The sequence below is a fragment of the Aeromonas sp. QDB34 genome (genome assembly GCF_027705405.1).
In the GTDB taxonomy this organism is placed as follows: domain Bacteria; phylum Pseudomonadota; class Gammaproteobacteria; order Enterobacterales; family Aeromonadaceae; genus Aeromonas; species Aeromonas hydrophila.
This window is the reverse complement of sequence record NZ_JAPDBT010000002.1, coordinates 78532-98429: the sequence shown is the minus strand read 5'-3', so window position 1 is coordinate 98429 and position 19898 is coordinate 78532. Positions and strand designations below refer to the sequence as shown.

21 protein-coding genes are annotated in these 19898 nt (G+C 59.4%); 16 read left to right on the top strand and 5 right to left on the bottom strand.

Annotation, left to right across the window (positions count from 1 at the left end):
* The 3 genes from artM (at nucleotide 1) to OKC29_RS04305 (ending at nucleotide 2856) form a co-directional block, all read left to right on the top strand.
* Entirely contained in the window at nucleotides 1–663 is a 663-nt protein-coding gene (artM, locus tag OKC29_RS04315) for an arginine ABC transporter permease ArtM (protein WP_016349411.1), read from the top strand.
* Nucleotides 664–884: 221 nt separating this feature from the next.
* Nucleotides 885–1820, top strand: a complete 936-nt coding sequence (mdh, locus tag OKC29_RS04310) for a malate dehydrogenase (protein WP_011704623.1) — start codon at nucleotides 885–887, stop codon at nucleotides 1818–1820.
* 436 nt (nucleotides 1821–2256) lie between these two features.
* Nucleotides 2257–2856, top strand: a complete 600-nt coding sequence (locus OKC29_RS04305) for a tetratricopeptide repeat protein (protein ID WP_024944582.1) — start codon at nucleotides 2257–2259, stop codon at nucleotides 2854–2856.
* Nucleotides 2857–2958: 102 nt separating this feature from the next.
* Here OKC29_RS04305 and hmpA read toward each other — a convergent pair whose 3' ends face one another.
* A complete protein-coding gene (gene hmpA / locus OKC29_RS04300; protein ID WP_270668931.1) occupies nucleotides 2959–4152 on the bottom strand; it encodes an NO-inducible flavohemoprotein in 1194 nt (397 codons plus the stop codon).
* Between the two features lie 110 nt (nucleotides 4153–4262).
* Here hmpA and OKC29_RS04295 point away from each other — a divergent pair, with 110 nt between their 5' ends.
* The gene (locus tag OKC29_RS04295; RefSeq protein ID WP_073348850.1) at nucleotides 4263–4730 is read left to right on the top strand and encodes an Rrf2 family transcriptional regulator; all 468 of its coding nucleotides are present in this window, start codon (nucleotides 4263–4265) and stop codon (nucleotides 4728–4730) included.
* 33 nt (nucleotides 4731–4763) lie between these two features.
* Here the strand turns inward: OKC29_RS04295 and OKC29_RS04290 are convergent, their stop codons facing one another.
* The gene (locus OKC29_RS04290; RefSeq protein WP_270668928.1) at nucleotides 4764–6044 is read right to left on the bottom strand and encodes an HlyC/CorC family transporter; all 1281 of its coding nucleotides are present in this window, start codon (nucleotides 6042–6044) and stop codon (nucleotides 4764–4766) included.
* A 40-nt stretch (nucleotides 6045–6084) separates the two neighbouring features.
* The gene (locus OKC29_RS04285; RefSeq protein WP_011704628.1) at nucleotides 6085–6876 is read right to left on the bottom strand and encodes a cytochrome C assembly family protein; all 792 of its coding nucleotides are present in this window, start codon (nucleotides 6874–6876) and stop codon (nucleotides 6085–6087) included.
* A 285-nt stretch (nucleotides 6877–7161) separates the two neighbouring features.
* Here OKC29_RS04285 and ffh point away from each other — a divergent pair, with 285 nt between their 5' ends.
* The 5 genes from ffh (at nucleotide 7162) to rplS (ending at nucleotide 10681) form a co-directional block, all read left to right on the top strand.
* Nucleotides 7162–8538, top strand: a complete 1377-nt coding sequence (gene ffh / locus OKC29_RS04280) for a signal recognition particle protein (RefSeq protein ID WP_011704629.1) — start codon at nucleotides 7162–7164, stop codon at nucleotides 8536–8538.
* A 184-nt stretch (nucleotides 8539–8722) separates the two neighbouring features.
* Nucleotides 8723–8971, top strand: coding sequence for a 30S ribosomal protein S16 (gene rpsP / locus OKC29_RS04275; protein WP_005341383.1), 249 nt, complete (start codon nucleotides 8723–8725; stop codon nucleotides 8969–8971).
* A gap of 24 nt (nucleotides 8972–8995) precedes the next feature.
* Entirely contained in the window at nucleotides 8996–9517 is a 522-nt protein-coding gene (gene rimM / locus OKC29_RS04270; protein WP_011704630.1) for a ribosome maturation factor RimM, read from the top strand.
* Nucleotides 9518–9551: 34 nt separating this feature from the next.
* Nucleotides 9552–10301: a tRNA (guanosine(37)-N1)-methyltransferase TrmD gene (gene trmD, locus OKC29_RS04265; RefSeq protein WP_073348851.1), complete on the top strand. Its 750-nt coding sequence runs from the start codon at nucleotides 9552–9554 to the stop codon at nucleotides 10299–10301.
* A 32-nt stretch (nucleotides 10302–10333) separates the two neighbouring features.
* Nucleotides 10334–10681 (top strand): 50S ribosomal protein L19, encoded by a 348-nt coding sequence (gene rplS, locus OKC29_RS04260; protein WP_005313505.1) that lies wholly within the window; start codon nucleotides 10334–10336, stop codon nucleotides 10679–10681.
* Nucleotides 10682–10784: 103 nt separating this feature from the next.
* Here the strand turns inward: rplS and OKC29_RS04255 are convergent, their stop codons facing one another.
* Both OKC29_RS04255 and mutH read right to left on the bottom strand, forming a co-directional pair.
* Nucleotides 10785–11114, bottom strand: coding sequence for an isoamylase early set domain-containing protein (locus tag OKC29_RS04255; RefSeq protein ID WP_049047984.1), 330 nt, complete (start codon nucleotides 11112–11114; stop codon nucleotides 10785–10787).
* A gap of 82 nt (nucleotides 11115–11196) precedes the next feature.
* A complete protein-coding gene (mutH, locus tag OKC29_RS04250; RefSeq protein WP_016349416.1) occupies nucleotides 11197–11871 on the bottom strand; it encodes a DNA mismatch repair endonuclease MutH in 675 nt (224 codons plus the stop codon).
* A 733-nt stretch (nucleotides 11872–12604) separates the two neighbouring features.
* Between mutH and rppH the strand changes: the two genes are divergently transcribed.
* From rppH to nhaR, 7 genes are all read left to right on the top strand, one after another.
* Entirely contained in the window at nucleotides 12605–13132 is a 528-nt protein-coding gene (rppH, locus tag OKC29_RS04245) for an RNA pyrophosphohydrolase (RefSeq protein ID WP_011704634.1), read from the top strand.
* Nucleotides 13133–13146: 14 nt separating this feature from the next.
* A complete protein-coding gene (gene ptsP / locus OKC29_RS04240; RefSeq protein ID WP_024944576.1) occupies nucleotides 13147–15426 on the top strand; it encodes a phosphoenolpyruvate--protein phosphotransferase in 2280 nt (759 codons plus the stop codon).
* A 67-nt stretch (nucleotides 15427–15493) separates the two neighbouring features.
* The gene (gene lgt / locus OKC29_RS04235; RefSeq protein WP_039214257.1) at nucleotides 15494–16318 is read left to right on the top strand and encodes a prolipoprotein diacylglyceryl transferase; all 825 of its coding nucleotides are present in this window, start codon (nucleotides 15494–15496) and stop codon (nucleotides 16316–16318) included.
* On the top strand, nucleotides 16318–17112 hold the full coding sequence (gene thyA / locus OKC29_RS04230) for a thymidylate synthase (RefSeq protein ID WP_042064884.1): 795 nt from the start codon (nucleotides 16318–16320) through the stop codon (nucleotides 17110–17112). The genes lgt and thyA overlap by 1 nt, the downstream gene beginning before the upstream one ends.
* Nucleotides 17113–17338: 226 nt before the next feature.
* Nucleotides 17339–18529 (top strand): Na+/H+ antiporter NhaA, encoded by a 1191-nt coding sequence (gene nhaA / locus OKC29_RS04225; protein WP_024944573.1) that lies wholly within the window; start codon nucleotides 17339–17341, stop codon nucleotides 18527–18529.
* Nucleotides 18526–18933, top strand: coding sequence for a hypothetical protein (locus tag OKC29_RS04220; RefSeq protein WP_073348853.1), 408 nt, complete (start codon nucleotides 18526–18528; stop codon nucleotides 18931–18933). Before nhaA ends, OKC29_RS04220 begins: the two co-directional genes overlap by 4 nt.
* A complete protein-coding gene (gene nhaR, locus OKC29_RS04215) occupies nucleotides 18920–19852 on the top strand; it encodes a transcriptional activator NhaR (protein WP_017409027.1) in 933 nt (310 codons plus the stop codon). Before OKC29_RS04220 ends, nhaR begins: the two co-directional genes overlap by 14 nt.
* Nucleotides 19853–19898: the final 46 nt, after the last annotated feature.

Here is a 19898-nt window from a genome sequence, read left to right as displayed (position 1 = left end):
ATGCAGGATTACCTGATGACCCTGCTGGGTGGCTTGGCGATTACCCTGCAACTCACGGCATTCAGCCTGCTGCTCGGCGTGCTGATGGCGGCTGCCATGACCTGGGTGCTGGAGCGCCGCATTCCGGTGGCGACCCAGCTGGTGCAGCTGTGGGTGCTGATCTTCACTGGCACGCCGCTGCTGATCCAGATCTTCCTCATCTACTACGGGCCGGGCCAGTTTGCCTGGCTCAAAGAGGGGCCGCTCTGGCCGCTGCTCAAGCAGCCCTGGTTCTGCGCCGTGCTGGCGCTCGGTTTCAATACCGCCGCCTACTCCACCCGGCTGTTCAAGGGGGCGCTCGATGCCATCCCGGCCGGTGAGGTAGAGGCCTGCCGCGCGCTCGGCTTCTCCGCCGGCCAGACTTTGTGGATGAAGGTGCGTCACGCCGCCCGGCGGCTGGTGCCCGCCTACTCCAACGAGGTGATCCTGGTGCTCAAGGGGAGTTCGCTCGCCAGTACCATTACCATCATGGATGTGATGGGGCTGGCCCAGCGCCTCAATGCCCAGACCTATGACACCCTGGCGGTGTTCACCGTGGCCGGTGCCCTCTACCTGACCATGAACGGATTGTTAACAATTGGTTTTCGTTGGTGTGAACGCAGGGCGTTGGCCTTCCAGGGCTGAAGTCGGTAGATCTACCTATTAATGGTGAGGGGAAGTGCAGGAAATCTGTGCTTCCCCTCCAATTTTTTGCATTTCCCCCCATTTTTATTCGCCGCCTGTTTATTGGCTCACAGAACCTGTGATTACAACTGTTATCAGATTGTTTTTTAGGGGGGGATCCTTTAAGGTTGGGCGCACAACAAGAAACAACCTTAAACCTACGCTTAAACATGGAGTTGATCATGAAAGTTGCCGTTCTGGGTGCCGCCGGTGGCATCGGCCAAGCCCTCGCTCTGCTGTTGAAAAACCGTCTGCCTGCTGGTTCCGAATTGAGCCTGTATGATATCGCTCCGGTGACCCCGGGCGTGGCGGTCGATCTGAGCCATATCCCGACTGACGTGAAAGTAAAAGGTTTCTGCGGTGAAGATCCGAGCCCGGCTCTGGTCGGCGCCGATGTCGTGCTGATCTCCGCCGGCGTGGCTCGCAAGCCCGGCATGGATCGTTCCGACCTGTTCAACATCAACGCCGGCATCGTCAAGAATCTGGTGGAAAAGTGCGCCGCCTCCTGCCCGAAAGCGCTGATCGGCATCATCACCAACCCGGTCAACACCACGGTCGCCATCGCCGCCGAAGTGCTGAAGAAAGCCGGTGTCTATGACAAGCGTCGCCTGTTCGGCGTCACCACCCTGGACGTGATCCGTGCCGAGACCTTCGTGGCTGAGGCCAAGGGTCTGAACGTCGACAAGGTGCGCGTCAACGTGATCGGTGGCCACAGTGGCGTGACCATTCTGCCGCTGCTCTCCCAGATCGAAGGTGCCAGCTTCACCGCTGACGAAGTGGCCGCCATGACCAAGCGTATCCAGAACGCCGGTACCGAAGTGGTGGAAGCCAAGGCCGGTGGCGGTTCCGCTACCCTCTCCATGGGCCAGGCTGCCTGCCGTTTCGGCCTGTCGCTCATCAAGGGCCTGCAGGGTGAAGCCAACGTCATCGAGTGCGCCTACGTGGAAGGCGACGGCAAACACGCCACCTTCTTCGCGCAGCCCATCCTGCTTGGCAAGAACGGTGTCGAAACCGTGCTGGACTACGGCAAGCTGAGCGCCTTTGAACAAGAGGCGATGGATGGCATGCTGGCCACTCTGAAAGCCGATATCCAGCTGGGTGTCGAGTTCGTCAAGTAAGGCGTCCGGATGGACAGCAAGGGGAGCTTCGGCTCCCCTTTGTCGTTATGGTGACGGATGCAGGCGGTGCCGGCCTAAGGGGATGTCATCGGCTGCCGATAACAGGGTGCTGCAGGAGATCCTTATGATGAAACCCATTACCCTTGTCGGCCTTCTCTGTTTGCTGACGCCCCCATTGCTGACGAGCCAGGCGCAGGGGGCCGAGCCTTCCGCCTCTGCCGCCGCGGCGACGAGCGGGGCCGTGGCCGCTTCCGCACCGGCCAGCACGCCGGCGCAGCCGGAGGCAGCGGTCCCATCCGCTGCGACCGCTGTACCGGCGGCTGCGGATACCACGGCTGCGCCATCGGCCAGCCCGGCGACGGCCGATGCACCGGCAGCGGCCCCCATTCCCGCTCCTGTCGCCACGGATAGCGGGCGCTCACCCAATAGCCGCCCCATGACCAGCACCCCGAACAGCAGCAGCGGGCTGAATGTGGACAGCGGCACGCTGCAGGCGGTGCCGCTCTATCGCCAGGACGAGCTGCTCAACTGGATTGAGCAGGGGCGTCACCTGCAGCAGGTAAAGCAGGACAGGTGCCAGCTTACCCAGGATATCGAGGTGCGGGCCGAGGTGATGAAGGTGCCTGCCTATCAGTTTTTGTGGGGAGACATGCTGGCCTGGGGGGTCTGCATCAAGCCCAACGCGGAGCTGGGGGTCAAATTCATGTGGGAGGCGGCTAATCAGGGGTTGGCGCCGGCGCTGGAACAACTGGGCCGTTACTACTGGAAAGGCACGCTGGTGCAAAAGGATCTGCTCAAGGCCGAGACCCTGATGCGGGAGGCCGCCAGCCTGGGTTTCCAGCGGGCACAGATCGAATGGGTGGAGATGCTGCTGCAGGGAATGGGCAGCCCGCTCGACTATGAAGAGGCCTACCACTGGTTGCACAGCACGGTGATCGGCGACAAGGCGCTGCACCAGAAGGCGACCAGCCTGCTGAGCCGGCTCGGCAACCGGATGCCGGCCAATGCCATCGCCCGCGCCAAGGCGATGCACTGAGCCAAAAAAATGACCCACGGATCTGCATCCGTGGGCCGGGAGGCGCCGGCCGCCGTGCCGTGACAGGCTGGCCCCTCATCTGGTTATAGTGATTAGCCCGCCTTACAGATCTTGGTGGGGACCAAAAACTTCGTAATGAAGCTGGCCGGCCGGAATGCCCGCCGCGATCAGCTGCTGCTTGACTGCCTGCATGAAGCCGACGGGACCACAGAAGTAGTAGTTGGCCTGCAGCGTGATGCGCTCTTTCACAGCACTCAGATCCATGGTCCCGGCAAAGTCGTACCCTTCGCCCTGCACGTCACTGGCCTGCGGCTCCCGATACCAGACCCGGCTCAGCAGGTTGGCGTGTTGGCGGGACTTTTGCTGAATATCCTCCCTGAAGGCATGTACGGCACCCTGTTCACAGGCGTGCAGCCAGGTGATGTCGGCTTGATGGCCATTCGCCAGCAGCTGGTTGAGCATGCTCATCATCGGGGTGACACCCACACCGGCCGAGAGCAGCACCACCGGGGTCTGGCCATCGGCTTTCAGGTAGAAGTCGCCGGTGGGGGGCATCACCTCAATCTTGTCACCCGCTTGCAGATGATCGTGCAGCAGGTTGGAAACCTGGCCCTGCGGCTCGCGCTTGACGCTGATGCGGTAGTGCTGGCCATTGGGCGCATCGGAGAGGGAGTACTGGCGGATCTCCTGATATTCCAGCTCGGGGTGGACCAGCTTGATGCTGAGGTACTGGCCAGGCTTGAAGTCCAGTACCTGCTTGCCATCCACCGGCGCCAGCAGGAAGGAGGTTATGAGCTCGCTCTCGACCCGCTTCTCTTTGATCAGGAAGGGGCGGGAACCCTGCCAGCCACCTGTCTGGCTTGCCTTCTCCTGATAAATCTCGCTCTCGCGGCCGATGAAGATGCTGGCGAGCACGCCATACGCCTTGCCCCAGGCATCCAGCACTTCGTCGGTGACCGCACTTCCACCCAATTCTTTGAGCGTGGCCAAGAGATGACTACCTACAATGTGATATTGTTCTGGCTGGATCAGGAAACCCGTGTGCTTGTGGGCGATACGCTCCACGGCACCGGCCAGTGCCCCCAGGTTGTCGATGTTCTTGGCATAGGCCGCCACCGCATTGAACAACGCCAGCGGCTGACCGCCGCTGCGCTGGTGCGCCAGGTTGAAAATGTCCTTCAGTTCCGGGTTATGGCTGAACATGCGCTGGTAGAAGTGCTGGGTGAGCGCGGGGCCCGCCGATTCGAGCAAAGGGATGGTGCTTTTGATGACGGCGATGGTGGCTTGGTCTAACATAGGGGGTCCTTGCTAATTGAACATCTAAAATGTCACTTAATAAGCTGCATCCTAGATGTTTATTTGATCTGAATCAATAATCAATTTCCGCGCGATGCGCCACAGGCACTATGAGACTAACTAGCTATACCGATTTTGGATTGAGAGCCCTGCTCTATCTGGCGACCCTGCCGGAGGGCGAATTGTCGAGCGTGGCCAAGGTCTCCGCCTTGTATGACGTCTCCCGCAATCACATGGTGAAGGTGGTGAACCAGCTGGTGAAACTGGGCTATCTGCAGTCCCAGCGTGGCAAGAATGGCGGGATCCGCATGGCTTGTGCGCCGGAGAGCGTCAACATCGGTCAGGTGATCCGGGCGCTGGAAGGGAATCTGGACGGGATAGATTGCGGCTCGCCGGCCTGCCACATCGTCTCGGTCTGTCTGCTGAAGAATGCCCTGAAGGAGGCGATGAACGCCTTTCTGGCGGTGATGGACAGCTATACCCTGCAAGACCTGCTGGCCAATCGCGACGAGCTGCAGAAGGTATTTGGCGAATTGATTCCGACTCTGGTGCTGGAGCCGGACGAGGAGAGCGAGTAAGCAAGCAAAAAGGCTGCCAGTGGCAGCCTTTTTTCAATCTTCAAAGCCAGACTCGTTACGGTATAAATCAGGCATGATCCGCGCCATCTTCACCATGTTGTTCTCCACTTCCAGGATCTCGATGGGGTAACCGGCCAGCCGCAGGCTGATGTTGGGCTGGGGGATCTCCTCCAGGTATTCCAGGATGGCGCCATTGAGCGTTCTGGGCCCGTCGATGGGCAGTTGCCAGCTCATCTCCTTGTTCAGCTCGCGGATGCTGGCCGAGCCCTCCACCAGGAAGGAGCCGTCCGGCTGGGGGTGGATCTCGTCGCTGGGAGCGGGGGTCATGGAGGTGGTGAAGTCGCCCACTATCTCTTCCAGAATATCGTCCAGAGTGATCAGCCCCTGAATGTCGCCGTACTCGTCAACGATGAGGCCGATCAGCTCCTTGTTGCGCTGGAACTTGGCCAGCTGCACGTTGAGCGGTGTTCCTTCCGGGATGAAGTAGATCTCGTCCACCTCTCGCAGCAGGCTCGACTTGTTGAACTGATCCCTGGCCATCAGCCGCAGTGCGTCGCGGGCGTGCAGAAAGCCCACCACGTCGTCGATGTTGTCGCGATAGAGCAGGATCTTGGTGTGGGCGCAGTGGGCCAGCTGGCGCAGTATGGTTTTCCAGTCGTCGTTGATGTCGATGGCGTAGATCTCGCTGCGTGGCACCATGATGTGCTCCACTGTCATCTTGTCCAGATCCAGAATGCTGAGCAGCATCTCCTGATGGCGCTGGGGGATGAGGCTGCCAGCCTCGTTGACGATGGTGCGCAGCTCCTCGGTATTGAGGGCGTCATCCTTGCTGGGGTTGAGCCGCAGCAGCTTGAGCAGGCCGCTGGTGATGCCGTTGATCAGCCAGACCAGCGGCGAGAGCGGCACCATCAGCCCCTTGAGCACCCAGGAGGCCGGGTAGGCAATCTTCTCCGGGAACATGGCCGCCAGGGTCTTGGGGGTCACTTCACCAAACACCAGCACGATCAGGGTCAGGCCGAAGGTGGCGATGGCCACCCCGAGATCGCCGAAGACGCGGATACAGACGATGGTGGCGATGGCCGAGGCGAGGATGTTGACCAGATTGTTGCCGATCAGGATCAGCCCCAGCAGGCGATCCGGGCGGGAGAGCAGCTTTTCTACCCGGCGGGCGGCCTTGTGTTTGGTCTGGGCCAGATGCCGCAACTTGTAGCGGTTGAGGGACATCATGCCGGTTTCGGAACTGGAGAAAAAAGCAGACAAGAGGATCAAGATAACGAGAACAATCAGCAATGTACTCGTTGAGATACTGTCCAAGAAGGGCTCCTGTGGGAGTGGGTGATAAAATGGGCGGCGGTCAGCTCAACAAGACTTCTTTGACGAAGCGGCTGCCAAAATAGGCCAGGGTCAGAATGAAGCTGCCGATCAGGCTCAGGGTGATGACCTTGCGGCCGCGCCAGCCACGAGTATGGTGGCCCCACAGCAGCAGCACGTAGACGCACCAAGCCAGGATCGAGAGGATGGCCTTGTGGGACTTGCCCTGGGCGAACATGTCTTCGAGGAAGAACAGGCCGGAGGCAATGGAGAGAGTCAGTAGGAACAGACCCGCCGAGATGAGCTGGAACAGCCGCTTCTCCACCGTCATCAGGGGCGGCATGGCGGGCAGTTGGCTGATCTTGCGCGACTTCAGCTGCCGGTCCAGACAGGCGAGCTGCAGCGCAAACAGGCAGGCGATCATCAATACCGAGTAGGCCATCAGCGCGAGACCAATGTGCAGCAGCAGCTGGGGATGGGCCTCCAGATGGGTGATGTAGCGACCGGGAATGAGGGCGCTGGCGGCCAGCAGCAAGGCCGAGAAGCTGTAGACCACCGGCAGCAGGATCCAGCCGTTGAAGCGGCGGGTGACGCAGGTCATGAAGCAGCTGATGATGAGACTGACCAGCGAGGCCACGTTGAGCATGCTCAGATTCTGGCCGGAGTGAGTCACCAGCACTTCGCCGGCCACGGCGGTGCCATGGGCGATCAGGGCCAGTCCGATACAGGCAAACAGGGGGGCTTGTCCCACTGGTTTGGCACTGAGCAGCAGGTGCAGAGAGGCGATGATGGCCAGCAGATAGAACGCCAGGGCCAGAACAGAGATCACGATCATAACCGGGTCGTTGTCGAGCAAGCGATTGGGAATAGGAAGGGCAGTATACCTTGCACAAGATGTGCTCGCCAGTTGTGCAGCCGCCGATCCGCCCATATATAGGCAGCAGTCTGCCGCCGCGGCGCGCACCAGAAGGCGCGCCGGCACCGGCCGAAATACCAGCCTGGGGTCATTGTGCCTGCCATTTTGAGGGCAGGTCACCGTCGTGTGCGGCGAATAATCGTCCTCATTGCGCCGGCTGAGGTATAATGCCCCCATTTGTTACGCCAAGAACCGGAATGCGTCATGTTTGAGAATTTGACTGAACGACTCTCGCGCACCCTGCGCAATGTCAGCGGCCGTGGTCGTCTGACCGAAGAGAACATCAAAGAGACCTTGCGCGAAGTTCGCATGGCGCTGCTCGAGGCGGACGTCGCCCTGCCGGTGGTGCGTGACTTCGTGGCTCGCGTCAAGGAGCGGGCGGTTGGCCAGGAAGTGGCCAAGTCGCTGAGCCCGGGCCAGGCCTTCATCAAGATTGTGCATGGCGAACTGGTTTCCGTGATGGGGGAGGCCAACGAGCAGCTCAATCTGGCGGCCCAGCCACCGGCCATCATCCTTATGGCGGGTCTGCAGGGGGCCGGTAAAACCACCACGGTTGGCAAGCTGGCCAAGCTGCTCAAAGAGCGCAGCAAGAAAAAGGTGCTGGTAGTCAGTGCCGACGTCTATCGTCCGGCGGCGATCAAACAGCTGGAAACTCTGGCCAATGACATCGGTGTGGACTTCTTCCCGAGCGATGCCAGCCAGAAGCCGGTCGACATCGCCAATGCGGCCATCGATCAGGCGCGCAAGAAGTTCTATGACGTGGTGATCGTCGATACCGCCGGCCGCCTGCACGTCGACAGCGATATGATGGACGAGATCAAGCATCTCCACGCCACCATCAAGCCGGTCGAGACCCTGTTCGTGGTGGATGCCATGACCGGTCAGGATGCCGCCAACACCGCCAAGGCCTTCAACGAGGCGCTGCCGCTCACTGGCGTGATCCTCACCAAGGCGGACGGCGATGCCCGCGGTGGTGCCGCCCTGTCGGTGCGCCACATTACCGGCAAACCGGTCAAGTTCATCGGTATGGGCGAGAAGACCGATGCGCTGGAGCCGTTCCACCCGGATCGTCTGGCCTCCCGCATCCTCGGCATGGGCGACGTGCTCTCTCTCATCGAAGAGGTGGAGCGCAACGTCGATAAAGAGAAGGCGGCCAAGCTGGCCAGCAAGGTCAAGAGCGGCAAGGGCTTCGATCTGGAAGATTTCCGCGAGCAGCTGGCCCAGATGCGCAACATGGGCGGCATGATGGGCATGCTCGACAAATTGCCGGGCATGTCCGGCCTGCCGGACAACATCAAGGATCAGATGGATGACAAGCTCACTGTGCGGATGGAGGCCATCATCAGCTCCATGACGCCTAAAGAGCGTGCCCATCCCGACCTCATCAAGGGCTCTCGCAAGCGTCGCATCGCAGCGGGCTCGGGTATGCAGGTGCAGGACGTGAACAAGCTGCTCAAGCAGTTCACCGAGATGCAGCGGATGATGAAGAAGATGTCCGGCAAGGGCGGCATGCGCAAGATGATGGGGCAGATGAAGAACATGCTGCCGCCGGGATTCGGTGGTGGCCGCGGCCCCTTCTGATTGCAGAGTCTTTATATAGAAGTCAGGGGCTCACCACGGGTGGGCCCTTTTCATGTGGCCGCTTGTGCAAAAAATGGCTGGCTTGGTTGCAATTATTACGAATCCAAGTAGAATTACGCGGCTTATTTTAAGCTAGGGTCCGCGTGTTTGCGGGCCTTGTTCATTAGATGTTAATGAGGACGATATGGTAACCATTCGTTTACAACGTGGTGGCGCGAAAAAGCGTCCGTTCTACCAGGTAGTAGTTGCTGACAGCCGTAACGCCCGTGACGGTCGTTTCATCGAGCGTGTTGGTTTCTTCAACCCGGTTGCTTCTGGTAACGCTGAAAAGCTGAACCTGGACCTGGCTCGCATCGAGCATTGGGTTGGTACTGGTGCCGCTGTTTCTGACCGCGTTGCCAAGCTGATCAAAGACGCTGCCAAAGCTGCTTAATCAGCCAAACGGTAAGGAGTTAAGGTGGAAAAACCTGTAGTTCTGGGCACCCTGGGTACCGTTTACGGCATCAAGGGCTGGCTTAAAGTGAACTCCTTCACCGATGTTGCCGAAGCGATTTTCGATTACAACCCCTGGCTGATCAATCAGAACGGGGTGTGGCGTGAAATTCAGGTTTCATCCTGGAAGCGTCACAACAAGGGTCTGATCTGCAAACTCGATGGTATCGACGTGCGCGAGGATGCCCTGGCATTGACCAATGTCGAGATTGGCGTAGCCGCCGATCTGTTGCCTGCGTTGCCTGAGGGCGAGTTCTACTGGCGTGACCTGATTGGTTGCTCGGTAGTGACCACCAAGGGATACGACCTGGGCAAGGTGACCGAATTGATGGAAACCGGCTCCAACGATGTGTTGGTGGTTGAGGCCAATGTAAAAGATGCCTTTGGTGCGAAGGAGCGGTTGATTCCGTTCCTGGAAGAGCAGGTGATCAAGAACATTGATCTGACTGCTCGAACAATCGAAGTTGATTGGGATCCTGGTTTCTAGTTTCCCGCGCTAACACGGGTGCCGGAGGTTTCTTATGTGGATTGGGGTGATTAGCCTCTTCCCTGAAATGTTCCGAGCCATTACCGAGCACGGGGTAACGGGTCGGGCCGTCAAGAGTGGCCTGCTGCAGATTGAGTGCTGGAACCCCCGGGACTTTACCCACGACAAACACCGTACGGTCGATGATCGTCCTTATGGTGGTGGGCCCGGCATGTTAATGATGGTTCAGCCGCTGCGTGACGCGATTCATGCAGCCAAGCAAGCGGCGGGAGACGGGGCGAAAGTCATCTATCTCTCTCCTCAGGGACGCAAGCTGACTCAAGCGGGCGTGACCGAGTTGGCGACGAATCAGAAACTGATTCTGGTCGCCGGTCGATACGAAGGTATCGATGAACGCGTGATACAAACCGAAGTCGACGAAGAGTGGTCTATCGGAGATTACGTGTTAAGTGGTGGCGAGTTGCCTGCCATGACCCTGATCGATGCGGTTTCGCGTCTGGTCCCGGGGGTTTTGGGCGATCAGGCCAGTGCCGAGCAGGACTCCTTCATGGATGGCCTGCTGGATCATCCCCACTACACTCGGCCGGAGTTGTTGGATGGATTGGCGGTGCCAGAGGCGCTGACAAGCGGCAATCACGAAGTGATTCGGCGCTGGCGGCTCAAGCAATCGCTCGGACGAACCTGGCAGAGAAGGCCGGAACTTATTAACAACCTAGCTCTGACTGACGAGCAAGAATCACTTCTTGCCGAGTATGTCCGCGAAGTGCGTGACAGCGTTAAGTAGAGTTTTCAGTTTATCCTAGGTAAGGAAAGACAATGAGCAAGATTATTCAGCAGCTTGAACAAGAGCAACTGCGTACCGACATCCCGGCTTTTGCCCAGGGCGACACCGTACGTGTTCAAGTTCGTGTTAAAGAAGGTGGTAAAGAGCGTCTGCAGGCTTTCGAAGGCATCGTTATTGCCAAGCGTAACCGCGGTCTGCACTCTGCTTTCACCGTTCGCAAGATCTCCAACGGCGAAGGTGTTGAGCGTGTATTCCAGACTCACTCTCCGCTGATCCACAGTGTAGAACTGAAGCGTCGTGGTGATGTTCGCCGCGCCAAACTGTACTACCTGCGCAACCTGTCCGGCAAAGCTGCTCGTATCAAAGAGAAGCTCAACTAATTCGATTCGAATTGGTGTCGGTATGTCGGCGAAAAGCTCGACAGGTAGTGAAAAGGCTCGCCAATGGCGAGCCTTTTTTGTATCCGCTTCCGGGTGTGTCGGCTCAACCTGGCTGGTTGACCCGCACCACCGAGTTGTCGCGTCCGAAGGGACCAGGCACGTAGTCATCCGCCGCCCAGTCATTGTCGTAGTGGGTCTCCCCGTTGGGTTGCACCAGCTGGTAGCAATACTCGAAATGAGCGGGACCATCGGTCGGCAGATTGAGGGTGGTCTTGAACTCACCGCTCTTCATCCGCTTGAGCTCGATGGGTTGCCACTGGCTGAACTCCCCCAGCAACAGCACCTGTTCGGCCTCTCCTGCTGCCTCTTTTTCCACGGCAAAGGTCACCTTGACCTCGGGGCGGGACTTGAGAAATTGCTTGTTGATCGGCATGACGCCTCCTTGTCCTGATTGCGAAGAAATAGCTGCTGGCTATTTTTATATCACTTTATGACAAGGATGTTGATAACCGAGATCAAGCGGGCAGGGCAAAGTGGCGCTGCAGCAGCCCGTGGGTAAAGCCTATCTTGAGGTAAAAGCCGCGCGGCAGGGTCATGATCGGCTGGCCATTGCGGCCGATGGCCCGGGTCAGAGCCTTGTTGTTGGCCGCCTTGGGGCGCAGTTGCAGCACCTGGCCGTGGCGGGCGCTGATCTGCTCCACTTCTCCCAGCACTATCATGTCCATCAGCTCTTCCCAGTCCTGGCGCAGCAGCCGCTCCTCCTCTTCATTCGGACTCCACAATAGCGGCATGCCGATCCGGCGCTCACCGATGGGGATCTCGCGGCTGCCCTCCACCGGGATCCAGAGCACGCGAGAGAGCTTGTTGCGCACATTGGACTGTTCCCACTGCTGGCCGCTGACACCGATCAGCGGTGCCACGCAGACGAAGGTCGTCTCCAGCGGTTTGCCCTGAGGATCGATGGGGATCGTCTTGAGTTCGATGCCGAGATCCGGGAAGTCCTGTTCAGGCTTGCTGCCAGCGCTGGCCCCCAGCTGCCACTCGATCAGCTGACCAACCCAACCCTTGTCACGACGCAGATCCGCCGGCACGGCGATGCCAGCCGTGGCGGCCAGCTGGGCCAGCGTGAAGCCCGCCATGGCATAGGCGCGGGCCAGCAATTCCTGCTCTGACTGGGGGTTGGTGGGCATGGGTCACTCCTGCAAAGGGGGATTATTCTAGCAACTCTGATCCTCGCTGAGGATCGCTGTTTTTATAACCGATCCCGGCAGGGGTATGCACAGGGGGGGCTGTTTTGTGAGTAAGTACTTATCATAATGATTTTAAACAAATTTGTCTCTATGCTGTCGGTCGCTGACCAGCAGGATCCAGGCTCAAAATAGTTGTCCAAGGGTTTGCTTGCGCTGTTGCACACAGTTATCCACAGAAATCTTGGATAACTGCCGGCAAGTGCTAATAGTTGGCTCATTGTTACAAAAAAATGTGAAACAGCACCGATTTCAACGGCGATTCCAGAGCAGATAGTGTGCCACTCCTGTGGATAAAATAGCCGTGGTGGATCTTTGAACAGTCGAACTTGTTCACAATCGAGATCCCGGATCGCCGGCCGTGAAAGACATGGATCTTGATCCAGCATTGATCGTTTAACTTCATGTATTTAAATACATATTCTGTTTTTATCAACATGAGGTATGCTGTCGCCTGGTTTGGATCAGATAAATGAAACTACTGTATATACCTGCTTGCTCACAGGCTTATGCACAGTCTGGGTGGGCAACTTGGCTGAGTTGATCCTTGGATTTGTTTATAAGTCGGCTTGAAATTGAAAGTTATTCATGAGTGGGGGATCGCAGTCCCTGTTTGCTGCCACGAGGTGAATGTGGAACAATCCCCTTATAGATTCAGCCTTTATAAGGTGATCACGTGATAGATGGCGACGGGTTTCGTCCCAATGTCGGAATCGTGATCTGTAACCGTGACGGACAAGTATTGTGGGCTAAGCGCTATGGGCAGCACTCCTGGCAGTTTCCGCAGGGAGGGGTTGATGATGGTGAGACGCCGGAGCAGGCCATGTATCGTGAGCTGTATGAGGAGATAGGCCTCAAGCCCGAAGATGTGACCATCATGGCCACCAGTCGCAACTGGCTGAAGTACCGCTTGCCCAAACGCCTCGTTCGTTGGGACAGTTCACCGGTCTGTATTGGCCAAAAACAAAAATGGTTCTTGCTGCAGCTGGATCCGGGCAGGGAGTCCAGGATCCAGTTCGGCTGTCATGGTCATCCCGAGTTTGATGACTGGCGTTGGGTCAGCTTCTGGTATCCGGTCCGTCAGGTCGTCTCCTTCAAGCGGGAAGTCTATCGACGGGTAATGAAGGAGTTTGCCCCGCTGGCGATGCCGGTGCCGGCAGTTCAGGTCAACAAGAAGGATGGGCGGCGCAATCGCCCCCGTTAAGGAGCACAGATTAGTTGTTAACGGAACTCAGACGCATCGTCGAAAGCATGGCCGAGGCCAATACCCTCGAGCTGGCCTTGCAGGCACTGGTCAGCCAGACCCGGCTGGCCATGATGGTGGACTGCTGTTCCGTTTATGTCTCAGAACCCGAGATGCGCCGCTACCGGCTGGCCGCTACCGATGGTCTGGCCGAGTCGGCGGTGGGCAAGGCCACCCTGCCGTTCGAGCAGGGCATCGTCGGTCTGGTGGGTCAGCGGGAAGAGCTGATCAACCTGGCCGATGCCCCCTCCCATCCCAGCTTCAAGTTCCTGCCCGATGTGGCCGAAGAGGCGTTTCGCTCCTTCCTCGGCGCCCCCATCATGCATCAGCGTCAGGTGGTGGGCATTCTGGTGGTGCAACAGAAGGAGAGCCGCCTCTTCGATGAGGGGGAAGAGTCCTTCATGGTGACCCTGGCGGCCCAGCTGGCGGCCCGGATCGCCCAGGCCCAGGCCAAGGGCTGGCTGCAGAAGACCGACTGGAGCAAGCCGCTGCGCGGCATTGCCGGTGCCAGCGGCATCGCTATGGCCAAGGCCTGGGTGTGGCGGCCGCGCAAGGAGCTCAACTCCATCACCCCGCGCAAGGATGAGGATCACGCCAGACAGCTGGAACGGCTGAATGTGGCGGTGGAGGAGGTGCGCCACGATCTGGAGAGCCTGGCACTGCGGTTTCGCGAGAGCTACAGCCAGGACTCGGTCGCCATCTTCGACATCTACCTGCATCTGCTGAACGATCCGGGCTACATCAAGCCCATTCGCAACAAGGTGAGCAAGGAGCACTGGACGGCCGTCTCGGCGGTCAAGCTCATCAGTGACCGGCTGATCGATCAGTTCAAGGGGATGAAGGATCCGTACCTGCAGGAGCGCTCCACCGATGTGAAGGACATTGCCCAGCGGCTCATCAGCCGGCTGGTGCAAAACGAGCCAGAGCATATCGCCATCGGCGAGCCGGTGGTGCTGGTTGCCGACGAGGTGACCGCCACCATCCTGGCCGAAGTTCCCCGCGAGTTTCTGACCGGGGTAGTGTCGCTCAAGGGGGGCACCAACTCCCACGCCGCCATTCTGGCTCGCGCCATGGGGGTGGCGGCCATCATGGGGGTGGATCTGCCGCTCGGCGACATCGGCGGTCGCATGCTGGTGGTCGATGGTTACAGCGGCGATCTCTTCATCGAGCCCAATCAGGTGATCCTGACCGAGTACCGCCAGCTGCTGAGCGAAGAGCGGGCGCTCGATACCCTGGTGCGCAGCGTCGACAACCAGCCCTCCGAGACGGCCGATGGCGTGCCAGTCTCCCTGCTGCTCAACGCCGGGCTCAGTGCCGACACCGAAATATCCCTCAATCAGCTGGCGGACGGGGTCGGCCTCTATCGCACCGAAATTCCCTTCATGCTGCAGGACAGCTTCCCCTCCGAGTGGGAGCAGACCGCCCGTTATCGCGGCATTCTGGAGACCTACCGCAACCGGCCGGTCTGCATGCGAACCCTGGATGTGGGCGGCGACAAGCAGCTGCCCTATTTCCCCATCGTCGAGGAAAATCCCTTCCTTGGCTGGCGGGGGATCCGGCTCACCCTGGATCACCCCGAACTGTTCCTGGTGCAGCTTAAGGCGATGCTGCGGGCCAGCGAAGGGCTGGACAATCTGGCCATCATGCTGCCGATGATCAGCAGCGTCAGTGAAATCAAGGCTTCCCGCCGCCTGCTGGATCAGGCCTGGCGCGAAGTATCGGAAGAGGCGGCCAGCCGTGAGGCGGTGATCCGCTATCCGAGCCTGGGGGTGATGATCGAGGTGCCTTCCGCCCTCTACATCCTGCCCGAAATGGCGCCGCTCATCGATTTCTGGTCGGTGGGCAGCAACGATCTGACCCAGTACCTGCTGGCGGTGGATCGCAACAACGCCAGGGTCGCCAACATCTACGATGCCTTCCATCCGGCGGTGATCCGCGCCCTGCAACTGCTGGTCGATGCCTCCCATCGTTACCAGAAGCCGGTGTCGGTGTGTGGCGAGCTGGCCGGTGATCCGGTCGGGGTGCTGTTGCTGCTGGCCATGGGCTATCGCCGCTTCAGCATGAACACGCACAACATCGCCCGCATCAAGTACGTGCTGCGTCAGTCCACCCTGAGCGAACTGACGGTGCTGCTGACGGATGGCCTCAAGCACGACAACCCGCACGTGTTGCGCGGCCTGTTTGCCCGCTATCTGGAAGAGCACGGCCTGGGCGGTTTGCTGCGCGCCGGTCACAAAACGAAACAGACTGATTGATAATCATGCCTTGTCCCTGCTGACGAATGATCGGAAAATGCGGCTTTTCTTATGACTGGGGCCGCATATGCAGCACGATGGATATTGGGTTTTCTCGCAGATTGATCCCGTAGCATTCAGTTTGGGACCACTATCGGTACGCTGGTATGGTCTCATGTACCTGTTTGGTTTCGCCTTTGCCATGTGGCTGGCGGGGCGTCGCGCGGATGCGCCAAACAGTGGCTGGACCCGCAACGAGGTCTCGGACCTGCTGTTTTACGGCTTCCTCGGGGTGATCCTGGGTGGCCGGGTCGGTTACGTGCTGTTCTACAACTTCGACATGTTCCTGGCCGATCCCCTCTACCTGTTCAAGATCTGGACCGGTGGCATGTCGTTCCACGGCGGCCTGATCGGGGTCATCACCGCCATGGTCTGGTTTGCCCACAAGACCAATCGCCACTTCTTCACCGTGGCTGACTTCGTGGCACCGCTCATTCCGTTCGGCCTCGGTGTCGGTCGCATCGGCAACTTCCTCAACGGCGAGCTGTGGGGTCGGGTCACCGATGTGCCCTGGGCCATCATCTTCCCGGAGGCAGGTCCCGAGCCACGCCACCCGTCCCAGCTCTATCAGTTCGCGCTGGAAGGGGTGGTGCTGTTCATCATCCTCAACCTGTTCTGGCGCAAGAACCCGCCCCGTGGCGCCATCTCCGGCATGTTCCTGCTGTTCTACGGCCTGTTCCGCTTCCTGGTGGAGTTCGTGCGCCAGCCGGACAGCCAGCTAGGTCTCTACTTCCAGGAGATCAGCATGGGTCAGATCCTCTCCACCCCGATGATCATCATCGGTGCCCTGATGATCTGGGTTGCCTACAAGCGACCGCAGCTGTTCGGTAACCGCGTCAAGGAGGCAAAGTAATGCGAGCCTATCTCGACCTGATGCAGAAGATCCTCGATGAAGGGACCGTCAAATCCGACCGTACCGGTACCGGCACCGTCTCCCTGTTCGGCCATCAGATGCGTTTCAATCTGGCGGAAGGCTTTCCGCTGGTCACCACCAAGAAGTGCCACCTGCGCTCCATCATTCACGAGCTGTTGTGGTTCCTCAATGGCGATACCAACACCGCCTATCTGAAAGAGCACGGCGTCAGCATCTGGGATGAGTGGGCCGACGAGAACGGCGATCTGGGGCCGGTGTATGGCGCCCAGTGGCGCTCCTGGCCGGCGGCTGACGGGTCTGTCATCGATCAGATCCAGAAGGCGGTGGACGACATCAAGCACAATCCGGATTCGCGCCGCATCATCGTCTCCGCCTGGAACGTGGGCGAACTGGACAAGATGGCGCTGGCCCCCTGCCACGCCTTCTTCCAGTTCTACGTGGCCGACGGCAAGCTCTCCTGCCAGCTCTACCAGCGCAGCTGTGACGTGTTCCTCGGCTTGCCGTTCAACATCGCCAGCTACGCCCTGCTGACCCACATGATGGCCCAGCAGTGTGACCTGGAAGTGGGCGACTTCGTCTGGACCGGCGGTGACGTGCACCTCTACTCCAACCACATGGAGCAGACCGCACTGCAGCTCACCCGCGAGCCGCGCCCGCTGCCGACCCTGGTGATCAAGCGCAAGCCGGACTCCATCTTCGATTACAAGTTCGAGGATTTCGAGATAGAGGGTTACGACCCACATCCCGGCATCAAGGCGCCCGTCGCCATCTGATGTGAAAGGCGCCCATGAGGCGCCTTTTTTATGCATAAGAATCACCGGATATTCATTCTGATGACTGGGCTTCGAGTGATATCCGTATGGGAGAAAACCTGCTTATAGCAGGCATGTTTGATTTTGCCTTCGGTTTTCTCGTTGTATTTCGCAGTAAGAAACGATTTTCCATTAATTGTTATGGGATATAGACTCAAAACAAAGTAATACTGTGGATAATTTAACCATGAGCGACGTAATCAAAAAGTTCCTCAAGCTGGAGGCCGCCTCCGGAATAATTCTGATCATGGCGGCCATGCTGGCGATGATCCTGGCCAACAGCGGCCTGGCCGGCAGCTATCAGGCCTTCCTCGATACCCAGGTGCAGGTACGCATCGCCGCCCTCGACATCAACAAGCCGCTGCTGCTCTGGATCAACGATGGCTTCATGGCCGTCTTCTTCCTGCTGGTCGGCCTCGAGGTGAAGCGCGAGATGCTGGAAGGGGCCCTCTCTTCCCGGGTGCAGGCCACCTTCCCGGCCATCGCCGCGGTGGGCGGCATGCTGGCGCCCGCGCTCATCTATGCCTTCTTCAACTACTCGGATGAAGTGGCGCGTGCCGGCTGGGCCATTCCCGCCGCCACCGACATCGCCTTCGCCCTCGGGGTGATGGCGCTGCTAGGCAAGCGGGTGCCGGTCAGCCTCAAGGTGTTCCTGCTGGCACTGGCCATCATGGACGACCTGGGCGTCATCATCATCATCGCGCTGTTCTACACCCAGCAGCTGTCGCTGACGGCACTGGCGATCGGCATCCTGGCGACCCTGACCCTGCTGTGGATGAACCGTCGCGGCGAGGATCGGATCAGCCTCTACATGCTGGTGGGGCTGGTGCTCTGGGTGGCGGTGCTGAAATCGGGCGTCCATGCGACCCTGGCCGGGGTCATCGTGGGCTTCATGATCCCCCTCAACGGCAAGCGCTATGCCTCGCCGCTCAAGCAGCTGGAGCATGCCCTGCACCCCTGGAGCGCCTACCTGATCCTGCCGCTGTTCGCCTTTGCCAATGCCGGGGTATCGCTGGAGGGGATCGGTCTCTCCGCCCTGCTGAGCCCGGTGCCGCTCGGCATCATGCTGGGGCTGTTCATCGGCAAGCCGCTCGGGGTGTTCACCATCAGCTGGCTGGCGGTGAAGCTCGGCATTGCCCAATTGCCCAACGGGGTCAACTTCAAACAGATCTTCGCGGTCAGCATCCTGTGTGGCATCGGCTTTACCATGTCGATGTTCATCGCCTCGCTGGCCTTCGAGCACGGCGGATTGGATTACGGCAGCTATTCGCGCCTCGGGATCCTGGTGGGATCGACCCTGGCGGCGATCGTCGGTTATCTCGCCCTGCGCATGGCGCTTCCGAATCGGGAGGCCGATCAAAGCACGGAGGGGTTATGAAAAGACTAGGATGGCTGGCCTTGCTGGCGCTGAGCCAGACGGCCTTGGCCGGCAGTCTGCGGGATTGCCAGCAGGATGCGGCCTCGGCCGGCTGCTCGGCCTACCTCAACGGGGTGGTCGACAGCGCCCTGATGCTGGGGGACAAGCAGGCCAAGGCCCAGTTTGGCGAGACCTTCGCCGAGCGGGCGCTGAGCAGCCGGGCCGGCGAGCGGGTCAAACAGTCCAACAAGCGTTACTGCGGGGAGCGGATGCCGGATCCGGCCCGCCTCAAGGCCCATCTGCAGGCGCAGTTCGACGCGAACAAGGTTGACTCGATCAGCGACATGTATGACATTCTGGCGGCTGAACTCAGTTGCTACCGGAGTCCGCGCAGCGCGGGAACCCCATCGGATGTCACACCTTAATTACAATCATCTTTACTATTTTTGGATGACTCAGAAGAAGGGCTCCGTCACGCAAGCGGCGGAAGCCCTCTTCTTGACCCCGCAGACCGTCACCGGCCAGATCAAGCTGCTGGAGCAGCGACTGGGCGGCAAGCTGTTGATGCGTAAAGGGCGCTCCCTCGAGGCGACCGAGCTGGGTCAGCTGGTGTTTCGCTATGCCGACAAGATGTTCAGCCTCTCCTACGAGATGCTGGATATCGTCAACTACCGCAAGGAGAGCCAGATCTTGTTCGACGTCGGCATCGCCGATGCACTCTCCAAACGCCTTGCCAGCCGGGTACTGCTCTCCGTTATTCCCAACGACGGTTCCATCCACCTGCGTTGCTTCGAATCGACCCACGAGTTGCTGCTGGAGCAGCTGAGCGAGCACAAGCTCGACATGATCCTCTCCGACTGCCCGGTGGACTCCAGCCAGCACGCCGGTCTGCTCTCCAAGCGGCTCGGTGGCTGTGGGGTCAGCTTCTTCTGCAAGGCGCCACTGCCGTCGCTCCCTTTTCCCGCCTGTCTGGAGGAACGCAAGCTGCTGATCCCGGGCCGGCGCACCGCCATGGGCCGCCAGCTGACCCAGTGGTTCGAGCAGCAGGGGGTATCGCCCAGCATCCTCGGCGAGTTTGACGATGCTGCCCTGATGAAGGCATTCGGCTTCTTCAACCAGGGCATCTTCATGGCTCCCACCATCTATCGGGAGGAGATCCTGGAAGGGGAGGAGGTGATGCTGCTGGGGGAGACCCAGGATCTGATGGAGGAGTATTACGTCATCTTCGCCGAACGGATGATCCAGCATCCGGCGGTAAAACGGGTATGCGAGAGCGATTTCTCCTTTCTGTTTGCCGGTCAGGAGGATTTCACCACGATTCAACCGGCAACCCTGTCATTTTAAATCGACGGGCCACAGAGTATGATTCTTGCCTCGAACGAGAGGGAAT

Coding starts and splice junctions, on each gene's coding strand:
- artM (WP_016349411.1), top strand. CDS start 1: ATGCAGGATTACCTGATGACCCTGCTGGGTGGCTTGGCGATTACCCTG.
- mdh (WP_011704623.1), top strand. CDS start 885: ATGAAAGTTGCCGTTCTGGGTGCCGCCGGTGGCATCGGCCAAGCCCTC.
- OKC29_RS04305 (WP_024944582.1), top strand. CDS start 2,257: ATGACCAGCACCCCGAACAGCAGCAGCGGGCTGAATGTGGACAGCGGC.
- hmpA (WP_270668931.1), bottom strand. CDS start 4,152: ATGTTAGACCAAGCCACCATCGCCGTCATCAAAAGCACCATCCCTTTG.
- OKC29_RS04295 (WP_073348850.1), top strand. CDS start 4,263: ATGAGACTAACTAGCTATACCGATTTTGGATTGAGAGCCCTGCTCTAT.
- OKC29_RS04285 (WP_011704628.1), bottom strand. CDS start 6,876: ATGATCGTGATCTCTGTTCTGGCCCTGGCGTTCTATCTGCTGGCCATC.
- ffh (WP_011704629.1), top strand. CDS start 7,162: ATGTTTGAGAATTTGACTGAACGACTCTCGCGCACCCTGCGCAATGTC.
- rpsP (WP_005341383.1), top strand. CDS start 8,723: ATGGTAACCATTCGTTTACAACGTGGTGGCGCGAAAAAGCGTCCGTTC.
- trmD (WP_073348851.1), top strand. CDS start 9,552: ATGTGGATTGGGGTGATTAGCCTCTTCCCTGAAATGTTCCGAGCCATT.
- rplS (WP_005313505.1), top strand. CDS start 10,334: ATGAGCAAGATTATTCAGCAGCTTGAACAAGAGCAACTGCGTACCGAC.
- OKC29_RS04255 (WP_049047984.1), bottom strand. CDS start 11,114: ATGCCGATCAACAAGCAATTTCTCAAGTCCCGCCCCGAGGTCAAGGTG.
- mutH (WP_016349416.1), bottom strand. CDS start 11,871: ATGCCCACCAACCCCCAGTCAGAGCAGGAATTGCTGGCCCGCGCCTAT.
- lgt (WP_039214257.1), top strand. CDS start 15,494: ATGCAGCACGATGGATATTGGGTTTTCTCGCAGATTGATCCCGTAGCA.
- thyA (WP_042064884.1), top strand. CDS start 16,318: ATGCGAGCCTATCTCGACCTGATGCAGAAGATCCTCGATGAAGGGACC.
- nhaA (WP_024944573.1), top strand. CDS start 17,339: ATGAGCGACGTAATCAAAAAGTTCCTCAAGCTGGAGGCCGCCTCCGGA.
- OKC29_RS04220 (WP_073348853.1), top strand. CDS start 18,526: ATGAAAAGACTAGGATGGCTGGCCTTGCTGGCGCTGAGCCAGACGGCC.
- nhaR (WP_017409027.1), top strand. CDS start 18,920: ATGTCACACCTTAATTACAATCATCTTTACTATTTTTGGATGACTCAG.